At 67.7% G+C, this 22,794-nt stretch carries 15 protein-coding genes; 10 read left to right on the top strand and 5 right to left on the bottom strand.

Annotated elements, in window-relative coordinates; genetic code table 11:
• The first annotated feature begins 103 nt into the window (after positions 1 to 103).
• Both HUA76_RS37890 and HUA76_RS37895 read left to right on the top strand, forming a co-directional pair.
• Positions 104 to 619, top strand: coding sequence for a hypothetical protein (locus tag HUA76_RS37890; protein WP_371823577.1), 516 nt, complete (start codon positions 104 to 106; stop codon positions 617 to 619).
• Between the two features lie 59 nt (positions 620 to 678).
• Positions 679 to 843: a ribbon-helix-helix domain-containing protein gene (locus HUA76_RS37895; RefSeq protein WP_141644788.1), complete on the top strand. Its 165-nt coding sequence runs from the start codon at positions 679 to 681 to the stop codon at positions 841 to 843.
• A gap of 23 nt (positions 844 to 866) precedes the next feature.
• On the opposite strand, the gene HUA76_RS37900 is transcribed toward HUA76_RS37895, so the two are convergent.
• A complete protein-coding gene (locus tag HUA76_RS37900) occupies positions 867 to 1,721 on the bottom strand; it encodes a tRNA pseudouridine(38-40) synthase TruA (RefSeq protein WP_174463638.1) in 855 nt (284 codons plus the stop codon).
• Between the two features lie 44 nt (positions 1,722 to 1,765).
• Between HUA76_RS37900 and HUA76_RS37905 the strand changes: the two genes are divergently transcribed.
• The 3 genes from HUA76_RS37905 to clpX all read left to right on the top strand — a co-directional run bounded on the left by HUA76_RS37905 (position 1,766) and on the right by clpX (position 4,874).
• The gene (locus tag HUA76_RS37905; protein WP_141644786.1) at positions 1,766 to 2,689 is read left to right on the top strand and encodes an AgmX/PglI C-terminal domain-containing protein; all 924 of its coding nucleotides are present in this window, start codon (positions 1,766 to 1,768) and stop codon (positions 2,687 to 2,689) included.
• Between the two features lie 27 nt (positions 2,690 to 2,716).
• Positions 2,717 to 3,373 carry a hypothetical protein gene (locus HUA76_RS37910; RefSeq protein WP_141644785.1) on the top strand — a complete coding sequence of 219 codons (657 nt, stop codon included), beginning with the start codon at positions 2,717 to 2,719 and terminating at the stop codon, positions 3,371 to 3,373.
• A gap of 223 nt (positions 3,374 to 3,596) precedes the next feature.
• Positions 3,597 to 4,874 (top strand): ATP-dependent Clp protease ATP-binding subunit ClpX, encoded by a 1,278-nt coding sequence (gene clpX, locus HUA76_RS37915; protein ID WP_141644784.1) that lies wholly within the window; start codon positions 3,597 to 3,599, stop codon positions 4,872 to 4,874.
• 72 nt (positions 4,875 to 4,946) lie between these two features.
• On the opposite strand, the gene HUA76_RS37920 is transcribed toward clpX, so the two are convergent.
• Entirely contained in the window at positions 4,947 to 10,265 is a 5,319-nt protein-coding gene (locus HUA76_RS37920; protein WP_174463639.1) for an ATP-binding sensor histidine kinase, read from the bottom strand.
• A 56-nt stretch (positions 10,266 to 10,321) separates the two neighbouring features.
• Between HUA76_RS37920 and crtI the strand changes: the two genes are divergently transcribed.
• Complete coding sequence (gene crtI / locus HUA76_RS37925; protein WP_371823578.1) at positions 10,322 to 11,941, top strand: phytoene desaturase family protein; 1,620 nt, start codon at positions 10,322 to 10,324, stop codon at positions 11,939 to 11,941.
• A 238-nt stretch (positions 11,942 to 12,179) separates the two neighbouring features.
• Entirely contained in the window at positions 12,180 to 12,989 is an 810-nt protein-coding gene (locus HUA76_RS37930; protein WP_174463640.1) for a hypothetical protein, read from the top strand.
• A 99-nt stretch (positions 12,990 to 13,088) separates the two neighbouring features.
• On the opposite strand, the gene HUA76_RS44990 is transcribed toward HUA76_RS37930, so the two are convergent.
• Positions 13,089 to 13,268, bottom strand: a complete 180-nt coding sequence (locus HUA76_RS44990) for a hypothetical protein (protein WP_217440764.1) — start codon at positions 13,266 to 13,268, stop codon at positions 13,089 to 13,091.
• A gap of 21 nt (positions 13,269 to 13,289) precedes the next feature.
• Here HUA76_RS44990 and HUA76_RS37935 point away from each other — a divergent pair, with 21 nt between their 5' ends.
• Entirely contained in the window at positions 13,290 to 14,114 is an 825-nt protein-coding gene (locus tag HUA76_RS37935; protein ID WP_174463641.1) for a HEAT repeat domain-containing protein, read from the top strand.
• A gap of 3 nt (positions 14,115 to 14,117) precedes the next feature.
• Here the strand turns inward: HUA76_RS37935 and HUA76_RS37940 are convergent, their stop codons facing one another.
• Positions 14,118 to 16,364 (bottom strand): carotenoid oxygenase family protein, encoded by a 2,247-nt coding sequence (locus tag HUA76_RS37940; RefSeq protein WP_174463642.1) that lies wholly within the window; start codon positions 16,362 to 16,364, stop codon positions 14,118 to 14,120.
• Positions 16,365 to 16,558: 194 nt separating this feature from the next.
• On the opposite strand from HUA76_RS37940, the gene HUA76_RS37945 reads away from it, so the two are divergent.
• On the top strand, positions 16,559 to 18,562 hold the full coding sequence (locus HUA76_RS37945; RefSeq protein WP_174456610.1) for a response regulator: 2,004 nt from the start codon (positions 16,559 to 16,561) through the stop codon (positions 18,560 to 18,562).
• Between the two features lie 15 nt (positions 18,563 to 18,577).
• Here the strand turns inward: HUA76_RS37945 and HUA76_RS37950 are convergent, their stop codons facing one another.
• Positions 18,578 to 20,098: an Hsp70 family protein gene (locus tag HUA76_RS37950; protein ID WP_141644778.1), complete on the bottom strand. Its 1,521-nt coding sequence runs from the start codon at positions 20,096 to 20,098 to the stop codon at positions 18,578 to 18,580.
• Positions 20,099 to 20,435: 337 nt separating this feature from the next.
• On the opposite strand from HUA76_RS37950, the gene HUA76_RS37955 reads away from it, so the two are divergent.
• Positions 20,436 to 22,682, top strand: a complete 2,247-nt coding sequence (locus HUA76_RS37955; RefSeq protein ID WP_141644777.1) for a PrkA family serine protein kinase — start codon at positions 20,436 to 20,438, stop codon at positions 22,680 to 22,682.
• The last annotated feature ends 112 nt before the right edge of the window (positions 22,683 to 22,794 follow it).

A 22,794-nucleotide genomic window follows, 5' to 3' on the forward strand; every position in this document is an offset into this window, starting at 1 on the left:
CGCGCGTGCCCTGGAGGCTGGTAGAACACGCGGTCGCAAGATGCCTCGCGAGCGCACAGTGACGTCGAGTTGGTCCTCGGTGCTGACGAATCCTCAGAGGGTCGTGGCGCTGCTGATCATGGTGCTCTCGCCGAGGGGCGCACTGGCCGCTGAGTACGTGGACTCTCCGTACCGGGACCGCAGTGCCTTCTCGCTGATCCTCGGCCCGGGCGCCTCCTACACGGAGTTGATCGACAGCGGGGATGCCGAGGTGGTGAAGGGGCTGGACGCGCTGCTCGACGTGGGGGCCAGCCTCACGGTGGGTTACGACGGGGACGAGGTCTTCGTGCTGATCCGCGGCAGCCTCCGGGAGCCGGATCTCTCGCTGGTGGGGGGCTTCCGGAGCGTCTTCGGGGACGAGTCCTGGCAGTCCTTCGTGGATCTCGGCGCCGTCGTGCGTCCGTTTTCTGGGCCGTGGGTGGGGCCTCGCGTAGCGTTGGGCCTGCGACACACCTTCTCGGAGCGGTTCGCGGTGTACGGGGGACTCGGGCTCACGCTCGGGTTCGGATCCGGACTGCGCGCCGACGCCGAGGGCTTCACCGGGCTGCAGTGGATCTTCCCGGTAGGCGGATCCGAGTGAAAATCTTGCGATCAAATAGGTCTGTGAGATGGTGTGCGCATCTGTAGGAGGTTGCGCACTTGGACATGAATCCCCGTCTCACTTCGGTGGTCTTCCGGCTGAACCGCGAGAAGCTCGATGCTCTGAAGGAGCTGTCGCGCACCACCCGCATCCGTCAGAGCGAATACCTCCGAGAGGCCATCTCGGATCTGCTGGCGAAGTACGAAGAGCGCCTCGTCGACTGATCAGCGCGAGGATCCGCCGCGTGTCACCCCGGTAGGAAGGGTGGCTCCAGCGGCAGCCCTGGAGGGTGGAGACGCTCCGGGGCGGTGAAGGGATCCACTCCAGGAGGGTAGCGGACCTCCCAGAGCATCAGGCCGTGAGCGGGCGCCTTGAAGCCCTCCATGGCCGCCCCCGTCTCCAGGGCCGCGAGCCACGCCTCTTCTGGCAACAGCCCCGCCGCCACCTTCAGCGCGCCACCCACCACGTAGCGCACCTGGTAGCGAGCAAAGCCATCCCCGGTCAGCCTCGCCTCGTAAAGGCCACCGCCCCGCTCATGCAGGGTGGCGGACTCCAACGTGCGCGGCTTGCGGGGGCTGGACTTCTCATGGAACGCGATGAAGTCCCGCGTGCCCGCCGCCATGGCGAGCAGCTCCGCCACCCGCTCGGGTGTCGCCGTCGCGCCTCGCCCCTGGAGCCCCGCTTCGCCCGCCAGGTCGAGCGAGTAGGGCGCCCACTCCGGCGACGGCGCTCCGCCGCCCAGCCACAGTCGATATCGATACTCCTTGCCGCTCGCGCTCCACTGGGCATGGAAGGAGCCGGGCCGGCGCACCAGGCACAGCCCGAGCCCCGAGGGCAGGTGCGGGGGGAGTCGCTGGGCGAGCGACTCGGGTGAGTCTCCCGCCTCCAGCCGGACGCTCACCACCTGCATCCGCGCATGGACGCCCCGGTCCGTCCGCCCCGAGGGCATCACCGTCGCGGGCACTCCCACCGAGCGCAGGGCCCCCTCCAGGGCTTCCTGGACAGTGGGGCCTTCCGGCTGGCGCTGGAATCCGCGGAAGTTTCCGCCGCGGTACCAGATCCACAGTGCGACGGGAATCCGCTTGGAGGTCGAAGTAAGCACGGCGTTGCGAGGGCGCGGGGTAACACGGGATAATCGCGCGCGAAATGGCAGCTGGACAAGAACTCGCGGCGGACGTGGATGGGCAGTGGCTCTTCCGACATGGAGACCTGGTCCTTGGACCGGTGAGTGGCTCCCAGATCGTGGAGAAGCTCAAGACGGGCGAGTTGACGCCCGATTCCCCCCTGGCCCTGGCCGGCGAGCGGGACTTCCACCCCATTAAAGATGTGGAGCCCTTCAAGGTGCACGTGGCGCTCTCCGAGGCACGGGTGCGCGTGGACGCGGCCGTCCTGGTGGAGCGGGAGAAGAACCGCAAGCGGGTGATGGTGCTCGGCGGCGTCGCGGGTGCGCTGGCGCTGGTGCTGGGCAGCGCGGGCCTGCTCCTGGCGCGCAACGCCGCGGTGCACGGCTGGTTTGGAGAGGACGAGTTCGAGGGCATCGAGATGGAGGCTCCCGTCATCCGCGTGGCGCAAGCGCGCCAGGACAACGAGGAACTCTTCGATTACCCCACGCAAGGCTCCGCCCGGCCGACCAAACCCGGGGAGACGGGCACGGCGAAGCCCGCGAACGGCACGGGCAAGCCCACGGCGGTGGCCTCCGCGTCACGCACGGAGGACCGCAAGCCGCCGCGTCCCTCGGGGAGCGTGAACACGGACGCGGAGGGCATGGAGGTGGCGCAGCAGTTCGACCAGTCCGCCATCAACCGCATCGTCGCGGGCAACAAGTCCACGCTCTTCAAGTGCTTCAAGGAGGAGGCCGAGCGCAGTCCCGGGCTGGCCACGAAAATCCCCCTGGAGTTCGTCATCGGCAACGACGGCAAGGTCAACAAGCTGTGGGTGGACAACCCCCAGTTCAAGAAGGGCCCACTCTACGACTGCCTCTTCACGGAGCTGCAGAAGTGGCCGTTCCGGGCCTACGACGGAGAGCGGGCGACGGTGGGCCTGTCGTTCAATATCGGCAAGCGGGGGTAGGGCCACTTTCTTGCCCACCTCGCGGGCATGCCGCATACCGGGGCCATGTCCGCCGCATCCGTTGCCGAGACCGAAATCGCGAAGAAAGCGCTGAGCGTGCCGCCGGGGACGTTCCGTCACACCGTGCTGATGGCCGCCAAGCGCTTCAAGTCCACCTGGGCCGAGCTGGGCAAGTTGCTCGTGACGGTCCGGGACGAGGCGAAGTTCGAGGAGTGGGGCCACCCTACCTTCGAGGCCTACTGCCTCAAGGAACTGCACATCAAGAAGCAGACGGCCCTCAAGCTCACCCGTTCCTTCAGCTTCCTGGCCAAGCATGAGCCCGAGGAGGAGCTGCGGGCTCAGGAGTTCCCGGAAAAGGCTCCGGCCTTCGAGGTCATCGAAGTGCTGGCCGACGCCGAGGAGCGGGGCCAGTTGTCACCCACTGAATACAAATCCCTACGTGACAGCATCTGGAGTCCGGAGAAGTCTCCGACGGAGCTGAAGAAGGAGTTCACCGAGCGCTTCCCCCGTCCGCCGCCCGAGCCGCCGCCCGAGAGCCTCCAGGTGCGCAAGCTGGCGTCGATGGCTCGGAAGCTCGCCAGCGAGCTGGCGGGGTGCCGCAAGATTCCGAACGCCGTTGCCGAGCGGGCAGCCGCCCTGGCGGACGACGTGGAAGAGCTCGCCGCGGGCGTGACGGACGCCTGAGCCACTGTTACTGAACGCTCACCCGTTGCGGAGGCTGTACGCTCCGTAACGGGCCCGCACCGTTGGGCTTCCTGCCCAGGGGGGAGGGCCCTATAGTGGTTATGGGCCCCCATGTAGGTGGGCCCGGCGGCTGTTCGAGACGTGGGCAGGCCGTTTGGGTTGGGGAGCGGTGGACGGCGAAGTGGCTCCGGGGGAACCGGGGTCGGCGAACTCGGAGGCGGCAGTGAAGAAGGAGCACCACGTCAACCTGTCCTGCTCGTTCTGCGGAAAATCGCAGCGCGAGGTCCGCAAACTGATTGCGGGACCTACGGTCTACATCTGCGATGAGTGCATCAAGCTCTGCAACGACATCATCGCGGATGAGAACGAGCGTGAAGAAGGCAAGCCTCAGGTCAGCCTGCCAACGCCTTCGGAAATCAAGGCGTTCCTCGATGAGTACGTCATCGGGCAGGACCAGGCCAAGAAGGTACTCGCCGTAGCGGTGTACAACCACTACAAGCGAATCTACCAGAAGAAGCCTTCGGCTCGACCGCGCCCTGGCGTGAAGAGTCCGTCGGGCGAGGAGGTGGAGCTCAGCAAGAGCAACATCCTGCTCATCGGCCCCACGGGCAGCGGCAAGACGCTGCTGGCGCAGTCGCTGGCGCGCTTCCTCAACGTCCCGTTCACCATCGCGGATGCCACCAGCCTCACCGAGGCCGGCTACGTGGGTGAGGACGTGGAGAACATCATCCAGAACCTGCTCCACAACGCCGACTACGACGTGGAGAAGGCGGCGCGCGGCATCGTCTACATCGACGAGATCGACAAGATCGCGCGCAAGGGCGACATGCCCAGCGCGACCCGCGACGTGGGCGGTGAAGGCGTGCAGCAGGCGCTCTTGAAGATCATCGAGGGCACGCGCGCCAATGTCACCCCGAGGGGTGGCAAGAAGTACAACCAACAGGAGTACGTGCAGGTCGACACGACGAACATCCTGTTCATCTGCGGCGGCGCGTTCCACGGCATCGACGGCGTCATCAAGCGCCGCGTGGGCGAGAAGGGCCTGGGCTTCGGGGCGCGAATCTCGCACCGCGAGGACCGCAGCGTGGGCGAGCTGCTGGCGCTGACGGAGCCGGAAGATTTGATGAAGTTCGGGATGATTCCCGAGTTCATCGGTCGTCTGCCGATGATCGCCACGCTGAATGATTTGAAGGAAGAGGACCTGGTCACCATCCTCGCCCAGCCGAAGAACGCGCTGGTGAAGCAGTACCAGAAGCTCTTCGAGATGGAGAAGGTGAAGCTGACCTTCACGAAGGAGGCGCTGCGCGCCATCGCTCGCGAGGCGATGCGCCGTCACTCCGGAGCGCGTGGCCTGCGCGCCATCCTCGAGGATGCGATGCTGGAGATCATGTACGACGTGCCGTTCCGCGAGGGCGTCAAGGAGTGCAAGATCACCGAGACGGTCATCACCCGTCACGAGGCACCCCAGCTCGTCATGGAGAAGGAGAAGAAGACGGCCTAGCCGCCGCGCTGCTTCTCTGCTGTTCCGGCCCCTCCTTCCCGTGTGGAACGAGGGGCCTTCTCATGTCCGGCGTCAGGCGGCGGTGGTGCCCTTGGGCGCGGGGAGGGTGATGATGAACTCCGCGTACTCGCCCAGGATGCTCTCCACCCGAATCTCGCCCTGATGCTCCTGGACGATGTCGTGGCAGAGCGACAGGCCCAGGCCCGTGCCGGAGCCGGCGGGCTTGGTGGTGAAGAACGGGTCGAACAGCTTCTCGCGAATCTCCAGCGGAATGCCCGGCCCGTTGTCTCGCACGCGCAGCTCCACGCGGTCTCCCTGCCGGCGGGTGGAGACCTGGACGCGAGGGACGAAGCCCCCGTCGGCCTTTCGCTGCTTCTGCACCGTGGCGTAGAAGGCGTTGTCGAGGATGTTGATGAACAGGCGACTGATGTCGCCGGCCACCACCTCCACGGTGCCGACGGTGGCGTCCAGCTCCGTGTCCGTCTCCACGGTGGCCGCGCCCTGACGGGCTCGCAGTCCCTGCACGGCCAGGTTGACGCTGTCGCGAATCAACATGTTCAGGTCCGCGCGGCTGCGCGAGCCCTCCGAGCGCCGCGAGTGCCGCAGCATCGTCTTGATGATTCCCGACGCACGCTGGCCGTGGGACTGGATGCGCTTGGAGTTCTGCTTCAAGTCCTCCAGCGTCTCCAGCACGTCCTCCGCCGTCGTGGCGTCGAACTTGTCCGTCATGCCCCGCAGCGTGGAGTCCAGCTCGGCGGCCAGCTTCGCGGACAGCTCAGAGAAGTTGTTCACGAAGTTGAGCGGGTTCTGCAGTTCGTGGGCGATGCCCGCGGTGAGTGAGCCCAGGGACGCCAGCTTCTCCTGTGCCACCAACTGCCGCTGCATCTCCTGGATGCGGCTGAGCGTGCCCGCCAGCTCCACGTTCTTGCTCTGGAGCTCCGCGGTGCGCTCATCCACGCGCCGCTCCAGCGTGTGGCTGTACTCCTCCAGGCTCGCGTACAGGCCCGCGTTCTCCAGGGAGATGGCGCCCTGGAAGGACAAGAGGCGCAGCACTTCCAGGCGCTCGGGGGTGAAGGCGCCTCGCGTCGCGTCGTTCTCCAGGTAGAGCACCCCCGTGAGCGAGCCCTGCTTCAGTAGCGGGCTGCACAGCACGGACTTCGGACGCGCGCTGCGGACGTACGGGTCCTCGGAGAAGGGCTCCTCCGCCGTCGCGTCATCCAGGAGCACCGTCTCCCCGGTGCGCACGACGTAATGGACGATGGAGGCCGGCAGCGCCGTGGACGACTCCACCGGCACAGCCTGCCCTTGCAGCACGCGGGCTCCATCCACGGAGCCCTCCGCTTCGATGAAGAGGCCCGCGGGCTTCTTGAGGATGAGGAAGCCGCGCCGCGCCCCCGCGTTCTCGATGAGCAGCGTCATCAATTTGCGCAGCAGCTTGTCCAACACGATTTCGCCGGACAGCGCGCGCGCCGTCTTGAGCACCGACTCCAGGTCCAGTGCGGCCAGCGGAGTGCCACCGGACTCCTCGGTCCGAGGGAACTCTGGAGCCGAAGAAGTCAGCAGGCGCGGATGCTCTCGCTCCATTCGCGAGACGAGGGCCCGTGCGCCCCAGCGCAGATACGCGCTCCGTGCCTCTTCCAGATACGAGCGGGCCACTCGCTCGCGACCCACGGACAGGTGGAAGTGCGCGGCCCGCTCGCAGGCCACGCCCTCGTCGAGCGACAAGCCGTGCTCCCGGGCCAGTCGGATGGCCCGGTCATAGCCATCCGCTGCTTCGTCGGCGCGCCCGTCGACGCGTGCGCGCTCCGCGTCGAGCAGCTCCGCGCGCGCGCCATAGTTCATCGGGGCGATGCGGGCCCAACCCCGCATCTGCTTGCGGAGGGTGTCGATGGCGCGCGAGGAGCGGATTCGCTCCAGCGGTCCCTTCGTGGGATGGAGCTGGAGGAGCGCCAGGCCCTGGAAGAACTTGTACCAGGGCAGATACATCTGCCCCGCGATGAGCTCCACGCGCGCGTCCACCGCCGCCGCGCTCTCCAGCGCTCCGCTCGCATCACCCCACAACCAGCGCCGCATGGTGCGCATGACGTCGCAGGTGGCGATGCCGTTGGCATAACCGAGCTGGTGATACGGGGCGACGATGTCCTGCTCCCGTGCCTCCACGTCCCCGGTGAATGCACCCGTGAGCACGTCGAGCGTGTGCCGCGTGTACTGGAGGAAGGGCACGTTCTGGTGCCGGTGCGAGGCGAGGGCATCGATGAAGCGGTTGACGCGCGGGCCATGCTCTCCCAGTCCATCCCGCGCGATGAGCGACACGGCGCAGCCCGCGCTCGAGTTGTATGCGAAGTACTCGATGTCGCCTGTCTCCTGGCCCTTACTCGCCCCGGCGAAGAAGTCGTCGATGCACGGCGACAGCGGCTCCTTCCAGTGCCGGATGAAGAGGTTGAAGACGAAGTGGACCATCGACCGGAGGCTCTCCGCGCTGAAGCGGTCCAGCGTCTTCAATGCCAGCCGGCCGTAGCGGTAGCCCTCCTCGGGATTGCCCAGGTGGACGCTGAGCATCAGGCCATAGCCCACGTAGCCGAAGGCCGCCGTGCCCGTCGCCCCATGCCGGATGGAAATCTGGAGGTTGCGCAGCACGACGAGCGGGAAGAGCAGCGGCCGGGCCATGAACGCGGCCGTGGCCAGCTTCATCATCACCCGCAGCGTGGCGAGCAGCAGCGGGTCCGTCAGCTCCGGAAGTGACTCCAGGTCCTCGGGCTTGCGCAGGCCCAGGTACATCTTCGTCTTCGCCACGGCGGCCAGGACATGCGCCTGCTTGGGCTTCGCGGGAAGGTGCTGCCCCAACGTCCCGAGGACCTTCAGCCCCAGGTCCACCGCGCGCTCGTGCTCACCCCGGTGCGAGTGACACTGGAGTCGCACCAGATGCACCCGCACCTGTTCGAGCCGGTCCACCGCATGGGCCAGCGCCGTGCTGGCCAGCCGCTCCATCTGCTCGAAGTCCGCAGCGAGGTACGCCGCCTCGGCCGCTTCGACGTGCAGGTCGAACGCGAGCGCGCGGTTCCACTTCCAGCCGTCGTCTCCGAGGAGCTGGCGACCTGTCGTCAGGAGCCGCAGCGCCGCGGCCCACGCACCGCGTGACTTGGCGCCGCGCCCCGCGCGCAGGTCCAGCTCCGCCACGCGGTTGCGTTCCTCCGCGTCCTTCAAGACGGGCAGGGCGAGGTGGAAGTGGCTGACGATGTCGGCGAGCTGCTCGTCCATCAGCTCGGGGGGCGTGTGCCGGAGCAGCAGCCGGCCGATGCGCGCATGCACCTCCGGATGCTCGCTGACGGGCGTCAACTCCAGGGCTGCCTGCTGGACGCGGTCGTGCGCGAACTGGAAGCTGTCGCTGCTCTCGGTATCGGCGAGCCGTTCGCCCACGGGGGCCACCAGCCCCGCCTGGAGCACTTCGTCCAGGGCCTCTTCCGCCTGCTCCGGCGAGCGCTCCAGGACGACGGCGAGGTTGCGCAACGTGAAGGTATGTCCGAGTGCCGCCGCCACGGGCAACAGGGCCTGCGCACCCGGGCTCAGCTCTCGAATTCGCGCCGTGAGCAGCGCCACCACGCCGTCGCTGAAGTCCTGTCCGCGCAGCGCTCCACCATCCCACCGGAACCCGCCGCCCTCCGCGTCGAAGCGCACGAGCCCGCGCTCGTAGAAGGCGCGCAGGAGCTGCACCGCGAAGAACGGATTGCCCTCCGTCAACGAGAGCACCACCGCGTCCAGTTGCGTGTCCGGCTGACCCGCCGCCGCGGGGAAGACATCGGCCACGAGGCGGGTGAGCTGTGCGGGTGTCAGCGGCTCCAGGTCGATGCGCTGCACGGGCGTGCCCGCATCGCGCAGTGCCTGCGTGAGTCCCTCCACCGGATGCTCGGGCCCCAGCTCCTCGGAGCGACAGGCCGCGACGACGAGCAGGTGATTGAGTCCCCGGTCCGACAAGAGCAGGCGCAGCAACTGGAGGCTCGCGCTGTCCGCCCATTGAAGGTCGTCGAGCACGATGACGAGCGGATGCTCCTTCGTGGCGAGCACCCCCACCAGCTTGCGCAACACGAGCTGGAATCGGAGCTCCGACTCCGCGGGGCCCAGCTCGGGGACAGGGGGCTGCTCGCCCAGCACCAGCGCCAGGCGCGGCACCGCGTCCACCACCAGCCGCCCCATGCCACCCAACGCCTCCAGCAAGCGCGCGCGCCAATCCTCCAGTCGCTCCTCGCCAAGCAGGCTGCGGGCCACCTCGCGGAAGGCCTCGAAGACGCCGCTGTAGGGCGTGTCCCGAAGGAGCTGGTCGTACTTGCCCCGCACGAACAGGCCATGTCTCGCCGACACGGGACGCTTGAGCGTGCCGGTCAGCGCGGACTTGCCCATGCCGGCCGCGCCCGTGAGCAGCACGAAGCCGGAGCGACCCGACGCCGCGCGATCAAAGGCGGCCTTCAGCTCGGCCTGTTGTGTCTCGCGCCCATAGAGCTTCTCGGGCACGGCGAAGCGTTCGGGCACGTCCTTCGTGCCCAGCTCGAAGTCGGGCACCGCGCCGGTGGTCTCCTCCAGCGCGTCGAGGCAGCGCTGGAGGTCGGCGACCAGTCCGTACGCGCTCTGGTATCGGTCCTCGGGTGACTTGGCGAGCAGCTTGAGGATGAGGGCCGAGAGGGGGCGAGGCAGCTCCGGCACGAGCTCCTGTGGCGCCGGCGGGGGGAGCGCCACGTGCGCGTGGATGAGCCCCAGGGCATCGGTGTCCGCGAAGGGCCGACGGCCGGTGAACAGCTCGAACAGCATGACACCCAGCGAGTAGAAGTCGCTGCGCGAGTCCACGCTGCGGTGGGTGCGGCCCGTGCCCTCGGGCGACAGGTATTCGAGCGTGCCCTCCAAGCGCTCCGGGGCCACGGGTGCCACTTCGGCCCGCGCGCGGCGCGTGGCCAGGGTGAGTCCCGTCAGTTTCACGGACGAGCCGTCCGCGCTCAGCAGCACGGAGGCGGGTTGCAGGTCCCGGTGCAGGATGCCGGCGGCGTGGAGCTGGCCCACGGCGCGAGCGAGGGCGACGGCGATCCTGCACCCGGCACGGACCTCCATGCGGCCCGCGGCGAGTCGCTGGGCGAGGGTCGTCTCTCCAAAGCCCTCGAGCACGAGCACGGACATGCCGGGGCGGGATTCTTCGAGGGAAAGAGGGTGGAGGACGCCGTCGAGGCGGAGGGTGTGGGTGAGCTCGAATTCGTGACGAAGACGATTGGTGAGGGACGGGGGCCGAGTGGGCTCCGCGACCTTCAGGGTGACCCGGGCACCATCTTCCGCGCGCGTGGCGCGAAGGAGCTGGAAGGAGCCGGAGGAGGAGAGCGCTCTGTCGCTGCGGTAGCCAGGAACCTCAATCATTGCTCAACCCGTGCGCGCAGGGGCGCGGCACCCCCCTTGGATGGGGGAGGCTAGCTGTGCCCCCCCAGGCTCGCAACAGCGCCCGGTCGCTTCGCGAGGAGGGTTGCCTGCTCGCCGGAGTGGAGCGCGCGGCCCGGGTGTGCCATGGAACCTCCACGGTGATGAGACCTTCGGCCAGGGTGGAACTCGACACGCGGCGAGACGGCAGGCGCGTTCTCGTCATCGGAAGTGGTTTTGGAGGGCTGGCGGCCGCGGTCCGATTGGCCGCGCGAGGCTGGCGAGTCACCGTCCTGGAGCGGAGGGATGGACCTGGTGGTCGGGCCCATGCCTTCCAGCAGGACGGGTTCACCTTCGATGCCGGCCCTACTGTCATCACCTGTCCGCACCTGCTCGAGGAGCTGTGGGCCCTGGCGGGACGGAAGCTGGCGGACCACGTGGAGCTCAAGCCGGTGACGCCGCTGTACCGCATGCGTTTTCCGGACGGCGTCACGTTCGACTACCACACGGACAAGGAGGCGATGCTGGAGTCCGTGCGACGCATCTCGCCTGGAGACGAGGCGGGCTACCTGTCGCTCAGTGCCCGTGTCGAGCGGATGTACGAAGCGGGCATCGGCCCGCTGATGAGTGCGCCGGTACCGCACGTGCTCAGCCTCGCGCCGTTCACTCCGGCATTGGTGCGCGATGAGGCCTTCCGGAGCATGTATGGGCTGGTGTCGCGTCACGTGAAGGACGAGCGACTGCGGCAGGCGCTGAGCTTCCATCCGCTCCTCATCGGTGGCAGTCCCTTCTCGCCCGCGAGCGCGGTGTACACGTCCATCCAGTTCGTGGAGCGGCGCTGGGGTGCGTTCTTTCCGGTGGGAGGAACGGGGGCGTTGGTGCGGGGGATGGTGTCCTTGCTGGAGTCGCTGGGGGGCGAGGTTCGCTACGGCAGCGAGGTGTCGGAAATCACGGTGGAGGGGCGCAAGGCCACGGGCGTTCGGCTCGGGGATGGTTCATGGCTTCCCGCCGAGGCCGTGGTGTCCAATGCGGACGCGGCGTGGACGTACCGCTATCTGCTGCCCAGGCATGTGCGCAGTCACTGGACGGATACGCGCATCCAGCAGGCGCGGTACTCGATGAGCGTGTTCCTCTGGTACTTCGGAACGCGGCGTCGGTATCCAGAGGTCGCGCACCACACGCTGCTGTTCGGACGCGACTTCAAGGGCATGTTCTCCGGACTGGCCGGGCCGGGGCTGCCTTCCGAGGACCCGCTGCTGTACCTCCATCGCCCCACGGCGACGGACGTGGGGCTGGCTCCTCCGGACCACGATGCGTTCTACGTGTTGGCGCCCGTGCCGCACCTGGGAGATGGCTCGAGCTGGAAGGCGAGGGCGGAGATTTTCCGTCGCAAGCTGGCGGCCCGGCTGTCGCGCACGGTGTTGCCGGGACTGGAGCAGGAGTTGGTGACGTCGCGGGTCTTCACGCCGGAGGACTTCCGGGATGACCTGCGCTCGTTCCGGGGCGCGGCGTTCAGCTTCGCGCCCACGCTGATGCAGACCACGTTCCTCCGCGCCCAGGCCAAGAGCGAGGACGTGGACCGGCTCTACCTCGTGGGTGCGGGGACGCATCCGGGGGCGGGACTGCCCGCGGTGTTGTGCTCCGCGAAGATTGTCGACACGGTGATGGCGGGGGCGTGAGTCCGCATCGTCGCATGGAGGCGTGAGCCTCGTGCTGACGAGGTGGCGGAGCGGCTTCAGGTCTCGATGGCGGCGCGTGAGTCCGTATCGCCGCACGGAGGCGTGAGCTTCGTGCTGGGGCCGGGTCTGCTTCGGACCTCGATGGCGACGGGGCAGCCCGCATCGTCACCCTGCGCTCACGCGGAGATTGAGGGCGGGGCGCGTGTGCCCGAGAATCAGGCCACGGAGGAGCGCGTGCATGGCGGCGGTCGACGAGCTGGCCCACTGTCACATCATCCTGAAGGCGGCGCTCCAGGCCGCGAGCCCGGAGGACCGGCCCGCCGGGCCGTGGGCGCTTGGGGGGCCGCGCCCTGTCTGTCCGGCAGCGGGGCAGGTGGAACTGGGGCTGTGGTTCTCCTCGCTCGTCGCGCCGCACCTCGCTGACCGGTTCGAGGAGGCCGTCGCACGACGCGTGCTGGACCACGTGCGTGACTTCCTCGCGAAGCCGTCGCGCCTCACGCCGCAGGAGTCACTCTCGCTCGGGCATCAGAAGCAACTGACCAGCCACGCGGGCCGCGCATACCACCGACTCATCGCGGACTCCCGCTCCGAGCCCAAGGAGTCGGAAGCACTCGCGGTGGCCCGGCGCACAGCGGGCGCGGCGGCGGCCCTGTGTCGGGGCAAGGACACGTATGTCCACCTCACCGCGGCGGTGGCTCGGGTGGTGAAGTACCTGCGCGAGGCGGAGACGCGCGGCGACTTGAGCGTGCATGACTTCATCGTGGAACTGGACGCGCGCATCCTCCGGCTGGAGTGTCAGGCTGCGATCACTCCATTGCTCGCGGCGGACACTCCGCCGCCGGAACTCGACGCGGTGCTGTGGCGGTTCGATGGAGGCAAGGGTCAGGCGCGGCACTTCATCGCACGTCTGCGTGGTGGAACCCTGGGCCTGGTGACGAAGCTGGGCGCGCGCTGGGCCTGGGTCGAGGGACGCCGTGATGAAGTCCTGGCCTCCGTGCCGGACACGCTCTTCGAGGACGCCACCCGTACCGTCATGGCACGGGAGTGATGCGAGGAGTCACCACGCCGCGGGGCTCGCGCGGAACTCGGGGGTGATAGGTTTTCGAGAGGCTTTCCCCTGGGAGGTATGGATTTGGGCTCAACCCCGTCAGGCCGAGTGAGTGCATTCCTCCGGAGTTTCGGTACCTGGGTCGATGGAGCTCACTCCGCCAGGGTTCAAGAACTCATCGAGCGCCTGGCGCAGCGGCCGTACGATGACTTCGCGGTGCGGGATCTCGCGGAGCTTGGCCCGCACGCGCGCCACGCGGGGGGTGTCCTCGTCGAGCATCTGGCCAGCGAAGGCTGGGACATGAGGATCACCGCGGCCCTCGCGCTCGGCCTCATCCAATACGCGGAGGCCACCGATGCGCTCATCGCGCAGCTCGAAGATGGCCCGGACTGGCGCCGTGTCCATGCCTCGGCCCGCGCTCTCGGGTTGCTCTACGCGGAGCGAGCCATCGAGTCGCTCGAGCGCATCGCGGCGAGGCATTGGTATCCGCCCGTGAAGGAGGCGGCCAGCCAGGCCGTTCGGGTCATCCGGGGCGAGGAAGAGTATCCGGCGGGGAGGACCAACTCCGTGTTCTTCGCCCATGAGCATGCGGGCGCATCCCTGACGGCCACCTCCCGTCCGTTTCTCGACCTGGGCCCGGATGAACTCCCCGCGGTCTTCCTCGCGCAACGGACCTACTCCGCCGAGGTGTTCGACATGGGCGAATATCCTTCTCGGGTGAAGAAGCGAAACCAGCGGCCCCAATGCGGCCTGCGTGTCTCGGACGGATATCTGCTGGGTGCCAGTCGGGGAGAGTGGGGTGGCGAACTCGTTCACCAGCGGGACGACGCCACCGAAACGCACATCCTCTACACCCATGTGGTTGGCATCCATCGCCTGGGGCCGCACATCATCGTCGCGACAGGACTGGCCCACCTCGGAGGGAACACGGGTCGACTGTACCGGGTGTTTGCCCAGGGCGAGACCTTCGACGTGGAGCCCTGGCGACAGCTCCCCGGTGCTCCTCAGGGCTCTGGATGGCTCGCCGACGGACGCCTCTACATCTCCTGTTTCGGGGGAGCTGTCCTCGTCTCCCCCGAGGGAGACTTCGAGATGGCGGACTCCGGGATGCTCCCGGCGAAGTGACGCTCAGTCCTTCTTGCCGCCCCCGCCCGGAGGCGACCGCGGGCGCTGGCGCGGGAAGTTCGGGAACACGTCTCGCTCGAATACCTTGCGCAGCTTCGGGAAGTTGAGCGCCCACCTCACTCCCAGCCTCCACGGCGTGAAGAGCACGCGCGGGACGCGGGGGAACAGTCCCGGGAGCCACTCCGCGTACGTCTTCTCCATCGCGTCCACGTTGTAGTCCTCGCGAACGTCCACGCAGTACTGCGGGCCCGCATTATCCGGCACGTGGCCGTCGAGGATCTCCCCCAGCCCTGGCGGAAGGAACGTGGTGTGCAACGTCATGCCCACGTCGAAGTACTTGCTGCCCAGCCGGCAGATGGGCCCCTTGCTCATGTTCTCCGAGTCGAAGATCCACACCTCGTCACCCGTGGAGTCGGCAGGCAGGTCCGGCGTCGGGTCGGAGACCACCAGCGCCACGACGTAGCCCTTCCAGTACGGCACCTTCGGCAGCTTGATGCTGGGCACGAACTGCGGCGCGAAGCCGAACCAGCCCGTGGGCAACACGTAGCCGTCGAAGCGACCCGACTTGACGTAGAACTTGAAGAAGCTCGCGGCCCGGCCTTCCTGGATGGGCAGGCCGCTCTTGTCTCCAACGATGGGCTTGTAGAGCTGGTAGACGTACTCGGGGACCATGTCCGCCGCGAACCCATCCGAGTTGAAGTAGATGGCCAGTTCGTCATCCGGAATGACCCAGTTCGGCTCCGCCCCGTCGCTGTTGTCGGACGTGGGCGAGCGCCACTTCTGCCGCAGATACAGCCGCAGGTTCGTCTCGAGTTCTCCGTTGACGAGGCCCGCGTTGGAGAAGACGGTGAGGCCCCAGGTGAAGTTGTCGTGCGAGTGCAGGCGCGACTCGATGCGCCGGTTGCGCATGTCGATGCGGTGCACCCCCAGCGAGCTGCGCGTCACCGGCACCGCCGTGGGCATGCCCTCCTGGTAGGCCTCCGCCCGGCGGCCATTGATGAGCAGGTCCCCTTCCTTGATGGTGTGGGACAGGTCCTCGGACGGCGAGTGTCCCGCGACCAGGGTGATGACGTCGTCCGGGTTCTCGTAGCGAGCCGCGAAGTGCAGGCCACCCCCGCCGGACTGGAAGCGATGCGCCGGAATCCTTGGTGGGTCGTCCCGCGACAGCGTGCCGGGAGAGGGCCGCAGGTCCGAGCGCTTCACCACCCAGAACACCGCCTGCGGGTACGCGCGCTCGGAGGTGAATCTATCCACCAGTCGCTGCACGCGCGTCATCCCCGGCAGCGCTGCCTGCACCGCGATGGTCCAGAAGTTGATGGGGAAGTTGCTGTCGAGCAACACGACGTAGTCGCGCGTGACGGCGATTTGATGGAGCGACTGGGCGACCACCGGATTGCCCGTCGCCGCGTCCATCAGTGCCCAGTGGTGCAGCCGGTTCTCCCACGTGTCCCAGCTCGACAGGTGCGTCCAGCCTTCGCCGAGCGGCCACTTGGGGGCGTGGTTGGTGAAGAAGAGGCGAGGCTTCTGCTGGGACTCGGTCTCCCGGGGAGAGATGGGCTCCGCCACTTCGGGCGCGAACGCGGGGTGCGCGGTGCTCTGGAGCAGCGGGAAGGCCCAGGGCGTGGGGATGGCGGGCTTCCACTCGCGCAGATAGCCGAGCGGCGTGTACGCCTTGAGCGTCATCGGGTGGATGGCCCACGGGCGCCCCGCGTCCGTGGTCACCAGCAACATGTTCTCACCCTCCACCAGGAACGGCGCCGTGTTGGGGGCCTCCTGCGCGCCCAGCGCGATGCTCACGTCGGAGAGCGTCGTCTCACGGAACTCGTTGAGGTAGCGGGTGATGGGGCCGCGAGAAGTCGCTCCATCGTTCACCGGTTCCCGCGCGTAGTACGACGGCGTCTCCATGATGGCGGAGCTGAAGGTCGCGTCGGCGCCGTCGAAGTCGAGCCGCAGCACCAGCCCATCCGAGGCCAGCGCGGGCGAGCCCGCATGGACGCTGGGGCCCGCGACGAAGACATGTCCATGCAGATCCGGCGGCAGCTTGCCGGCGAGCACCTTCAGCGGCTCTTTTGAGTACGGCGTCCGATCGGACGTCATCGCGTTGCGCGGCATGCCCGGGCGCAGGCCCGGATGCACGACGAGGCCGGGGTAGGTGGTCCCGTCCGGCATGTGCGGCGGCGCGGGAGCGGGCTCGTCGTCGCTGGCGGCGTGGGGAAGAGGAGGAAGAGGGGGCTTGATCGCTTCGTGCATGGACGCCTCCACGGGTAGGGAGGTGCAAGTCGTGTCAGGGGAACGGGGCCGGCACGCTATCACGCGCCGCATCTCCACCTCGCACGAGGTGGCCCGTCCGCTTGGGTAGGGAGGGACCGGGATGGGGTACCGGGTGTGGACCCCATGTGCCATCATCCCGCCGCTCGGGGCGAACAAACATGAACGAACACGACATGTCTCAGCCACGCGTCATCGGCGGGCGATACGTCCTGGAGCGGGTGCTCGGGGGCGGTGGAATGGGCACCGTGTGGGTGGCGAGGGATCCCAAGCTCCAGCGCCTGGTCGCCCTCAAGCTGATGGCGAGCCACTGCGCGCCCACCCCCCACGCGCTGCGCCAGTTCGAATGGGAAGCGCAGGCCATCGCCCGCTTCCAGAGTCCACACGTCATCCAGGTCCATGACTGCGACCTCTCCGGTGACGAGCCCTACATCGTCATGGAGCTGCTGGAAGGCGAGGACCTGGAGGCGCTGCTCAACCGGCGCGGAAGGCTGTCGCTCGCCATGGTGGAGCGGCTGCTCACGCAGGCCTCCCGCGCGCTCACCGCCGCGCACGCCGCGGGCGTCATCCACCGGGACCTCAAGCCCGCCAACCTCTTCCTCTCGCGCAGCACGGCGGGGGAGCTGGTGAAGGTGCTCGACTTCGGGCTCGCCCTGTTGACGCAGGGAGGCGACGCGCAGCCCCATCCGGACGAGGAGATGGCGGGCACGCCGCGCTACATGAGCCCCGAGCAGCTGCGCGGCCTGTCGCCCCGGTTGGACCACCGCTGTGACTTGTGGGCCCTGGCCGTGGTGGCCTACCGCGCGCTCACCGGCCAGCACCCGTTCCCCCTGGAATCGCTGCGGCAGTTGCGGCTGGGCAACGTGCCTCCGGCCCCCGTGCCGCCGTCCACGCTGGTGCCCGGGCTGGGCACGGAGGTCGACGCCTTCTTCGCGCGCGCGCTCGACGTTGAGCCCTCGCGGCGCTACCAGTCCGCGCACGAGCTGTCCTCGGACTTCATCGCGCGGGTGGAGGCGGGGCGTCCGTCACGGCCAGCGAAGGTGCTGGTGGTGGACGACGAGCCGGACGTCGCGGTGCTGATGGAGCAGAGCTTCCGCAAGCAGATCCGCCGCTCCGTGTACCAGTTCCTCTTCGCGTCGGACGGCGAGGAGGCGCTGGAGGAGCTGCGCCAGAATCCCGACACCGAAGTGGTGCTCTGCGACATCAACATGCCGAGGATGGACGGGCTCACCTTCCTGTCCCGCGTGGGCGAGGTCAGCTCTCTGACTCGGGTGGTCATCGTCTCCGCGTACGGAGACATGAGCAACCTGCGCACGGCGATGAACCGGGGGGCCTTCGACTTCATCACCAAGCCCATCGACTTCCCGGACATGGAGGCGACGCTCATCAAGACGCTCAAGCACGTGCGCGAGCTGCGCCGCACGGTGCGCTACACGGAGGAGAACGGCCTCTTGCGCATGTTCGTCCCCGGGGGGGTGCTGGAGCGGATTCCTCCGATGTTGCAGGGCACGGAGGACATGTCGGGCGAGTGGGTGGAGGGCACCGTCGTCTTCATCGACGTGGATGGCTTCACGCCCGTGCTCAGCCAGCAGGCGCCCCCGGAGTCGCTGCGCCGGCTCAACGCCAACTTCGAGGCCATTGTCCCGGAAATCCTCGCGCGCGGTGGCACGGTGGACAAGTTCGTCGGGGACGCGGTGATGGCCGTGTTCCGCGGACCTGGGCACGTGGACCAGGCGCTGGAGGCGTGTCTGTCCATCCGCCGTCAGCTGGAGACCCTGGCCACTCGCGGCGGCGCGCATGCGCCCTACGCTCATGGTGTCTGCATGGGCCTGGACTCGGGAGACCTCGTCGCCGGGAGCATCGGCGCGAAGGCGTCCGGGCGGCTCGACTACACGGTGCTGGGCGAGGTGGTGAACACCGCCTCGAAGCTCGCGGGCCTGGCCCGGAGAGGGCAGGTGCTCCTCAGCGACAGGACGCGTGAGCGCGCCCGGGAGTCCTTCGTCTACGCGCCGCAGGGAGAGCAGGTGCTGCACGGCGCGACGACGTCACTCACCGTCTTCGAGCTCTTGCGCGGCGAGGGGCCTCGAGACGTGACGCCCGAGGACTCCACGCCGTTCGTCGTGTCGGAGAAGCGTGAGGAGACGCGCGAGCAGGGACTGGCGGCGCTGCCGTCCCGGTAGGGGACGGCGGAGCGCTCAGCTCTGCGTCACTCGCACGGTGGTGTTCATCTCCCGGCCGGTGGCCGGGTCCCTGGCGCGCATGGTGAGGATGCCTTCGATGTTCACATCGAAGGTGATTTCCACCTGCACGCCGCCGGCGCGGGCCTGCTGGATGCCGGAGAAGGTGAACTCGCCGAGCATGTCATTGCGCACCACCATCTCGTGGTCGCCCTGGAAGATGCGCATGGCCAGCTCGGTCTGGTTGTCCATGCTGGTGGTGGCCAGCAGCTGCTTGGCGTTGGGAATGGGCGCGTTGCGCGGGAAGACGACGTGGAAGGCTCCACCGGCCTTCTCCAGGCCAATGGCCATGGGAATCACGTCGAGCAGCTGGATGCGCAGGTTGGTGTCGTCCTGGAGCGAGTGCGCGTAGAGCGCGGCGCCGATGGCGACGGCCTCGTCCGGGTGCACGCCCTTGCTGGGCGGCTTGCCGAAGAACTTGGTCAGCCGGTCCTGGACGACGGGCATGCGCGTCTGCCCACCCACCAGCATCACCTCGTCGATGTCCTTGGTGGACAGCCCCGAATCCACCAGCACCCGCGCCACCATCTGCAGCGTGCGGTCCACGAGGTGGTTGGTGAGCTGCTCCAGCATCTTCCGGGTGAACTTCATCTCGATGTTCAGGGGCTGGCCCTGGGACGTCATCGTGATGAAGGGGATGTTGAACGGCACCTCGTCGCGCGCGGACAGGTCGATCTTGGTGCGCTCGGCCAGGTCCTTGATGCGCTGCATCGCCACCGGGTCCGTGGCCAGGTCGATGCCCGTCTTGGCCGCGAAGTCCTTCAGGACGTGGTGGATGATGGCGTTGTCGAAGTCGATGCCGCCCAGGAAGACGTCGCCGCCGGTGGCCTTCACCTCGAAGACGCGGTCCCGGATTTCGATGATGGAGACGTCGAAGGTGCCGCCGCCCAGGTCGTAGATGACGACCTTCTGCTTCAGGCCCTTGCCCACGCCGTACGCGAGCGCCGCCGCGGTGGGCTCGTTGATGATGCGCACGACGTCCAGGTCGATGAGCTTGCCGGCGTCCTTCACCGACTGGCGCTGCCTGTCATTGAAGTACGCGGGGACCGTCACCACCGCCCGCTTGATGGGCATTTTCAGGTAGTTGGACGCGACCTCTCGAATCTTCCCGAGGATCTTCGCGCTGACTTCCTGGAGGGTGAACTCCTTCTTGCCCACATCCAGCGTGACTTCGTTCTTCTTGCCGGGGCGCAGGTTGTACGCCACGACCTTCTTCATCGTCTCCACGACGTCGCTGCCGAACGTGCGCCCCACCAATCGCTTGGCACCGTAGACGGTGTTGCGCGGGTTGAGCTGCCACTGGCGCTTGGCCTCGTAGCCGATGAGCTCGTTCCCCTTGTCGTCAATCGCGAAGATGGAGGGGATGGTGTACTCACCGCCCTTGTAGGGGATGAGCTTCACGTTCCCGCTCTCCTCGACGATCGCCGCGCACGAGTTCGTCGTGCCGAGGTCGATGCCGATGATGGGCTCCTTGTGCATCGTGTTTGGACTCCGGGTGGGCACCGAAGAGAAGGTCCGGACCGTATCTCACCCCCGGCCCCCACGCGAGTATGCTTACACCCAGCGCGCCCGCTCGCCTCCGGTCGGTTCCTGGCAAAACCCTGGAACCCCGCACGATGTCGGGCGAAAAGTCCAACCCGGCCACTCTCTTCCCTGGAGGGCAACCGGCTGCCCGAGCCCGTGGGCTGGACGACATGACGGCAAAGGGGCCTGGACTTCCAGCAGGCCGGGCGGAAAGGTCTTGGGGAGGCCAACGGAGGCTGCGGAGCGCCGGGCCCCTGACTAGAGAGAACTGACCCGTACGAGGAGAGCCACCGTGGACGCGAAGGGTTATCTGCAGGAAGTGGGCACGCAGGTGAACGCCGACTTCGTCAAGAACCGTTCGATCCTGTCCTTCGAGGAGTACCTGTCGCTCTTCATCAACGATCCGCGCGCCCAGGCGCGGAACGCGGCGCAGTACCTCCGGGACGTGATGGACCACTTCGGCACGGAGACGGTGCCGCATCCGACGGGGACGATTCGCCGCTTCAAGGTCTTCAACACGGAGGGCAGCGGGCGGGACGGCCGGGTGGCGGGGCAGGAGGAGGTGCAGAACGCCATCTACCGGGTGCTCGGCAACTTCGTGCGCGCCGGCCGCATCAACAAGCTCATCTTCCTGCACGGCCCCAACGGCAGCGCGAAGTCCACGCTGGTCAACGCGCTCAAGGCTGGCATGGAGACGTACTCCTGGCTGCCGCAGGGGGCGCTCTACCGCATCGCCTGGGTGTTCCCCTCGGAGAAGCTCATCAAGGGCTCCATCGGCTTCGGGGAGCGCACGGACGGCAACGGGGAGCTGACGACCTTCGCGCATCTGGACGCGGAGAACATCGACCTGCGCATGCCGTGCGAGCTGCGGGATCATCCGATGTTCGCCATGCCACCGGGTGAGCGGCGCAAGGTGTTGGAGACGGCCCTGAAGAAGAAGGGGCTGGGCACCGGGGACGGGGAGTCGGGGGACTACATCCTGTCCGACTACGTGCGGGACGGAGAGCTGTGCTCCAAGTGCCGCCGCATCTACACGGCGCTGCTCAACTCGTACAACGGCGACTGGCTGAAGGTGATGCGCCACGTCCAGGTGGAGCGCTTCTACGTGTCGCGCCGCTACCAGGTGGCCACGGTGACGGTGGAGCCGCAGATGAGCGTGGACGCCGTCGTCCAGCAGATCACCGCGGACCGCACCCAGCTCAACGTGCCCGCGCCGCTGCACAGCACCGTCCTGTTCGAGCCACACGGGCCGCTCGTCCACGCCAACCGGGGCCTCATCGAGTACGCGGACCTGCTCAAGCGCCCGCTGGAGGCGTTCAAGTACCTGCTGGGGTTCAGCGAGACGAGCGAGGTGCCGCTGGAGCCGTTCGTGCTCCAGCTGGACGAGGTGCTCATCGCGTCGTCCAACGAGAAACACCTGGGCGCCTTCAAGGAGCTGCCGGACTTCGCGTCGTTCAAGGGGCGCATCGAGCTGGTGCGCGTGCCCTACCTGCGCCGCTACCGCACCGAGCAGCAGATCTACGACGCGCAGGTGTCCGCGACGACGGTGGGCAAACACGTGGCGCCCCACGCGACGGAGCTGGCCGCGATGTGGGCCGTGCTCACGCGCCTGAAGAAGCCCATTCCGGACCGCTATCCCAGTGACGTGAAGGAGCTCATCGACCACGTCACGCCGGTGGAGAAGCTGCACCTGTACGAGGAGGGCGCGCCGCCGGACCGGCTCAGCCTGGCCAACACCAAGGAGCTGAGGAAGCTGCGCGAGGAGCTGTTCACCGAGTCGGACGCGTACCCCAACTACGAGGGGCGCGTGGGCGCGAGCGCGCGCGAAATCAAGACGGCGCTGTTCAACGCCGCGCAGAACCCCGACTACAAGTGCCTCAACGGACTGGCGGTGCTCGAGGAGTTGGAGGCCATCTGCAAGGACAAGAGCGTCTACGAGTTCCTGCTCCAGGAAGTGGTGGACGGCTACCACGACCATGAGGAGTTCGTGCGCGTGGCGGAGGCGGAGTACCTGGACCGCGTGGACACCGAGGTGCGCGAGTCCATGGGCCTGGTCTCCGAGGGCCAGTATCGCGAGCTGGTGGAGCGCTACATCCAGGGCGTCAGCCACTGGGTGCGCGGCGAGAAGATGCGCAACCGCATCACCGGCGAGATGGAGAAGCCCGACGAGCAGCGCATGCAGGAGGTGGAAGCCATCGTCATGCCGCGCGGAGAAGAGGTCTCCGAGTTCCGCCGCGGGCTCATCTCCTCCATCGGCGCGCACCGGCTGGACAATCCAGACCTGGCGATGGACTACCCGCGCATCTTCCCGGACATGTTCAAGCGCCTGAGGGACCACTACTTCGAAGAGCGCAAGCGGGTGCTGCGCAAGAACAAGGAGAACGTCCTCAAGTACCTCTCCGAGGACCGAAACCAGCTGTCGACGCGCGAGCAGACGCAGGTGCAGGGCACGCTGAAGACGATGGCGGAGCGCTACGGCTACTGCGAGTACTGCGCGAAGGACGCCATCCTGTTCCTGATGAAGAAGCGCTACGCCTGAGGCCGGGCGGGCAGGCGACCGGCCCCTGCAGGGCGCCTGCTTTCCAATGAGGATGGGGCGTGGGGAAGATGGGCGTCGCAAGCGAGTTCGCAGTCTCAGCGCCGTCCTTCAT

Origin of the sequence: Myxococcus sp. CA056 (assembly GCF_013336715.1) — a bacterium.
GTDB classification, from domain to species: domain Bacteria; phylum Myxococcota; class Myxococcia; order Myxococcales; family Myxococcaceae; genus Myxococcus; species Myxococcus llanfairpwllgwyngyllgogerychwyrndrobwllllantysiliogogogochensis.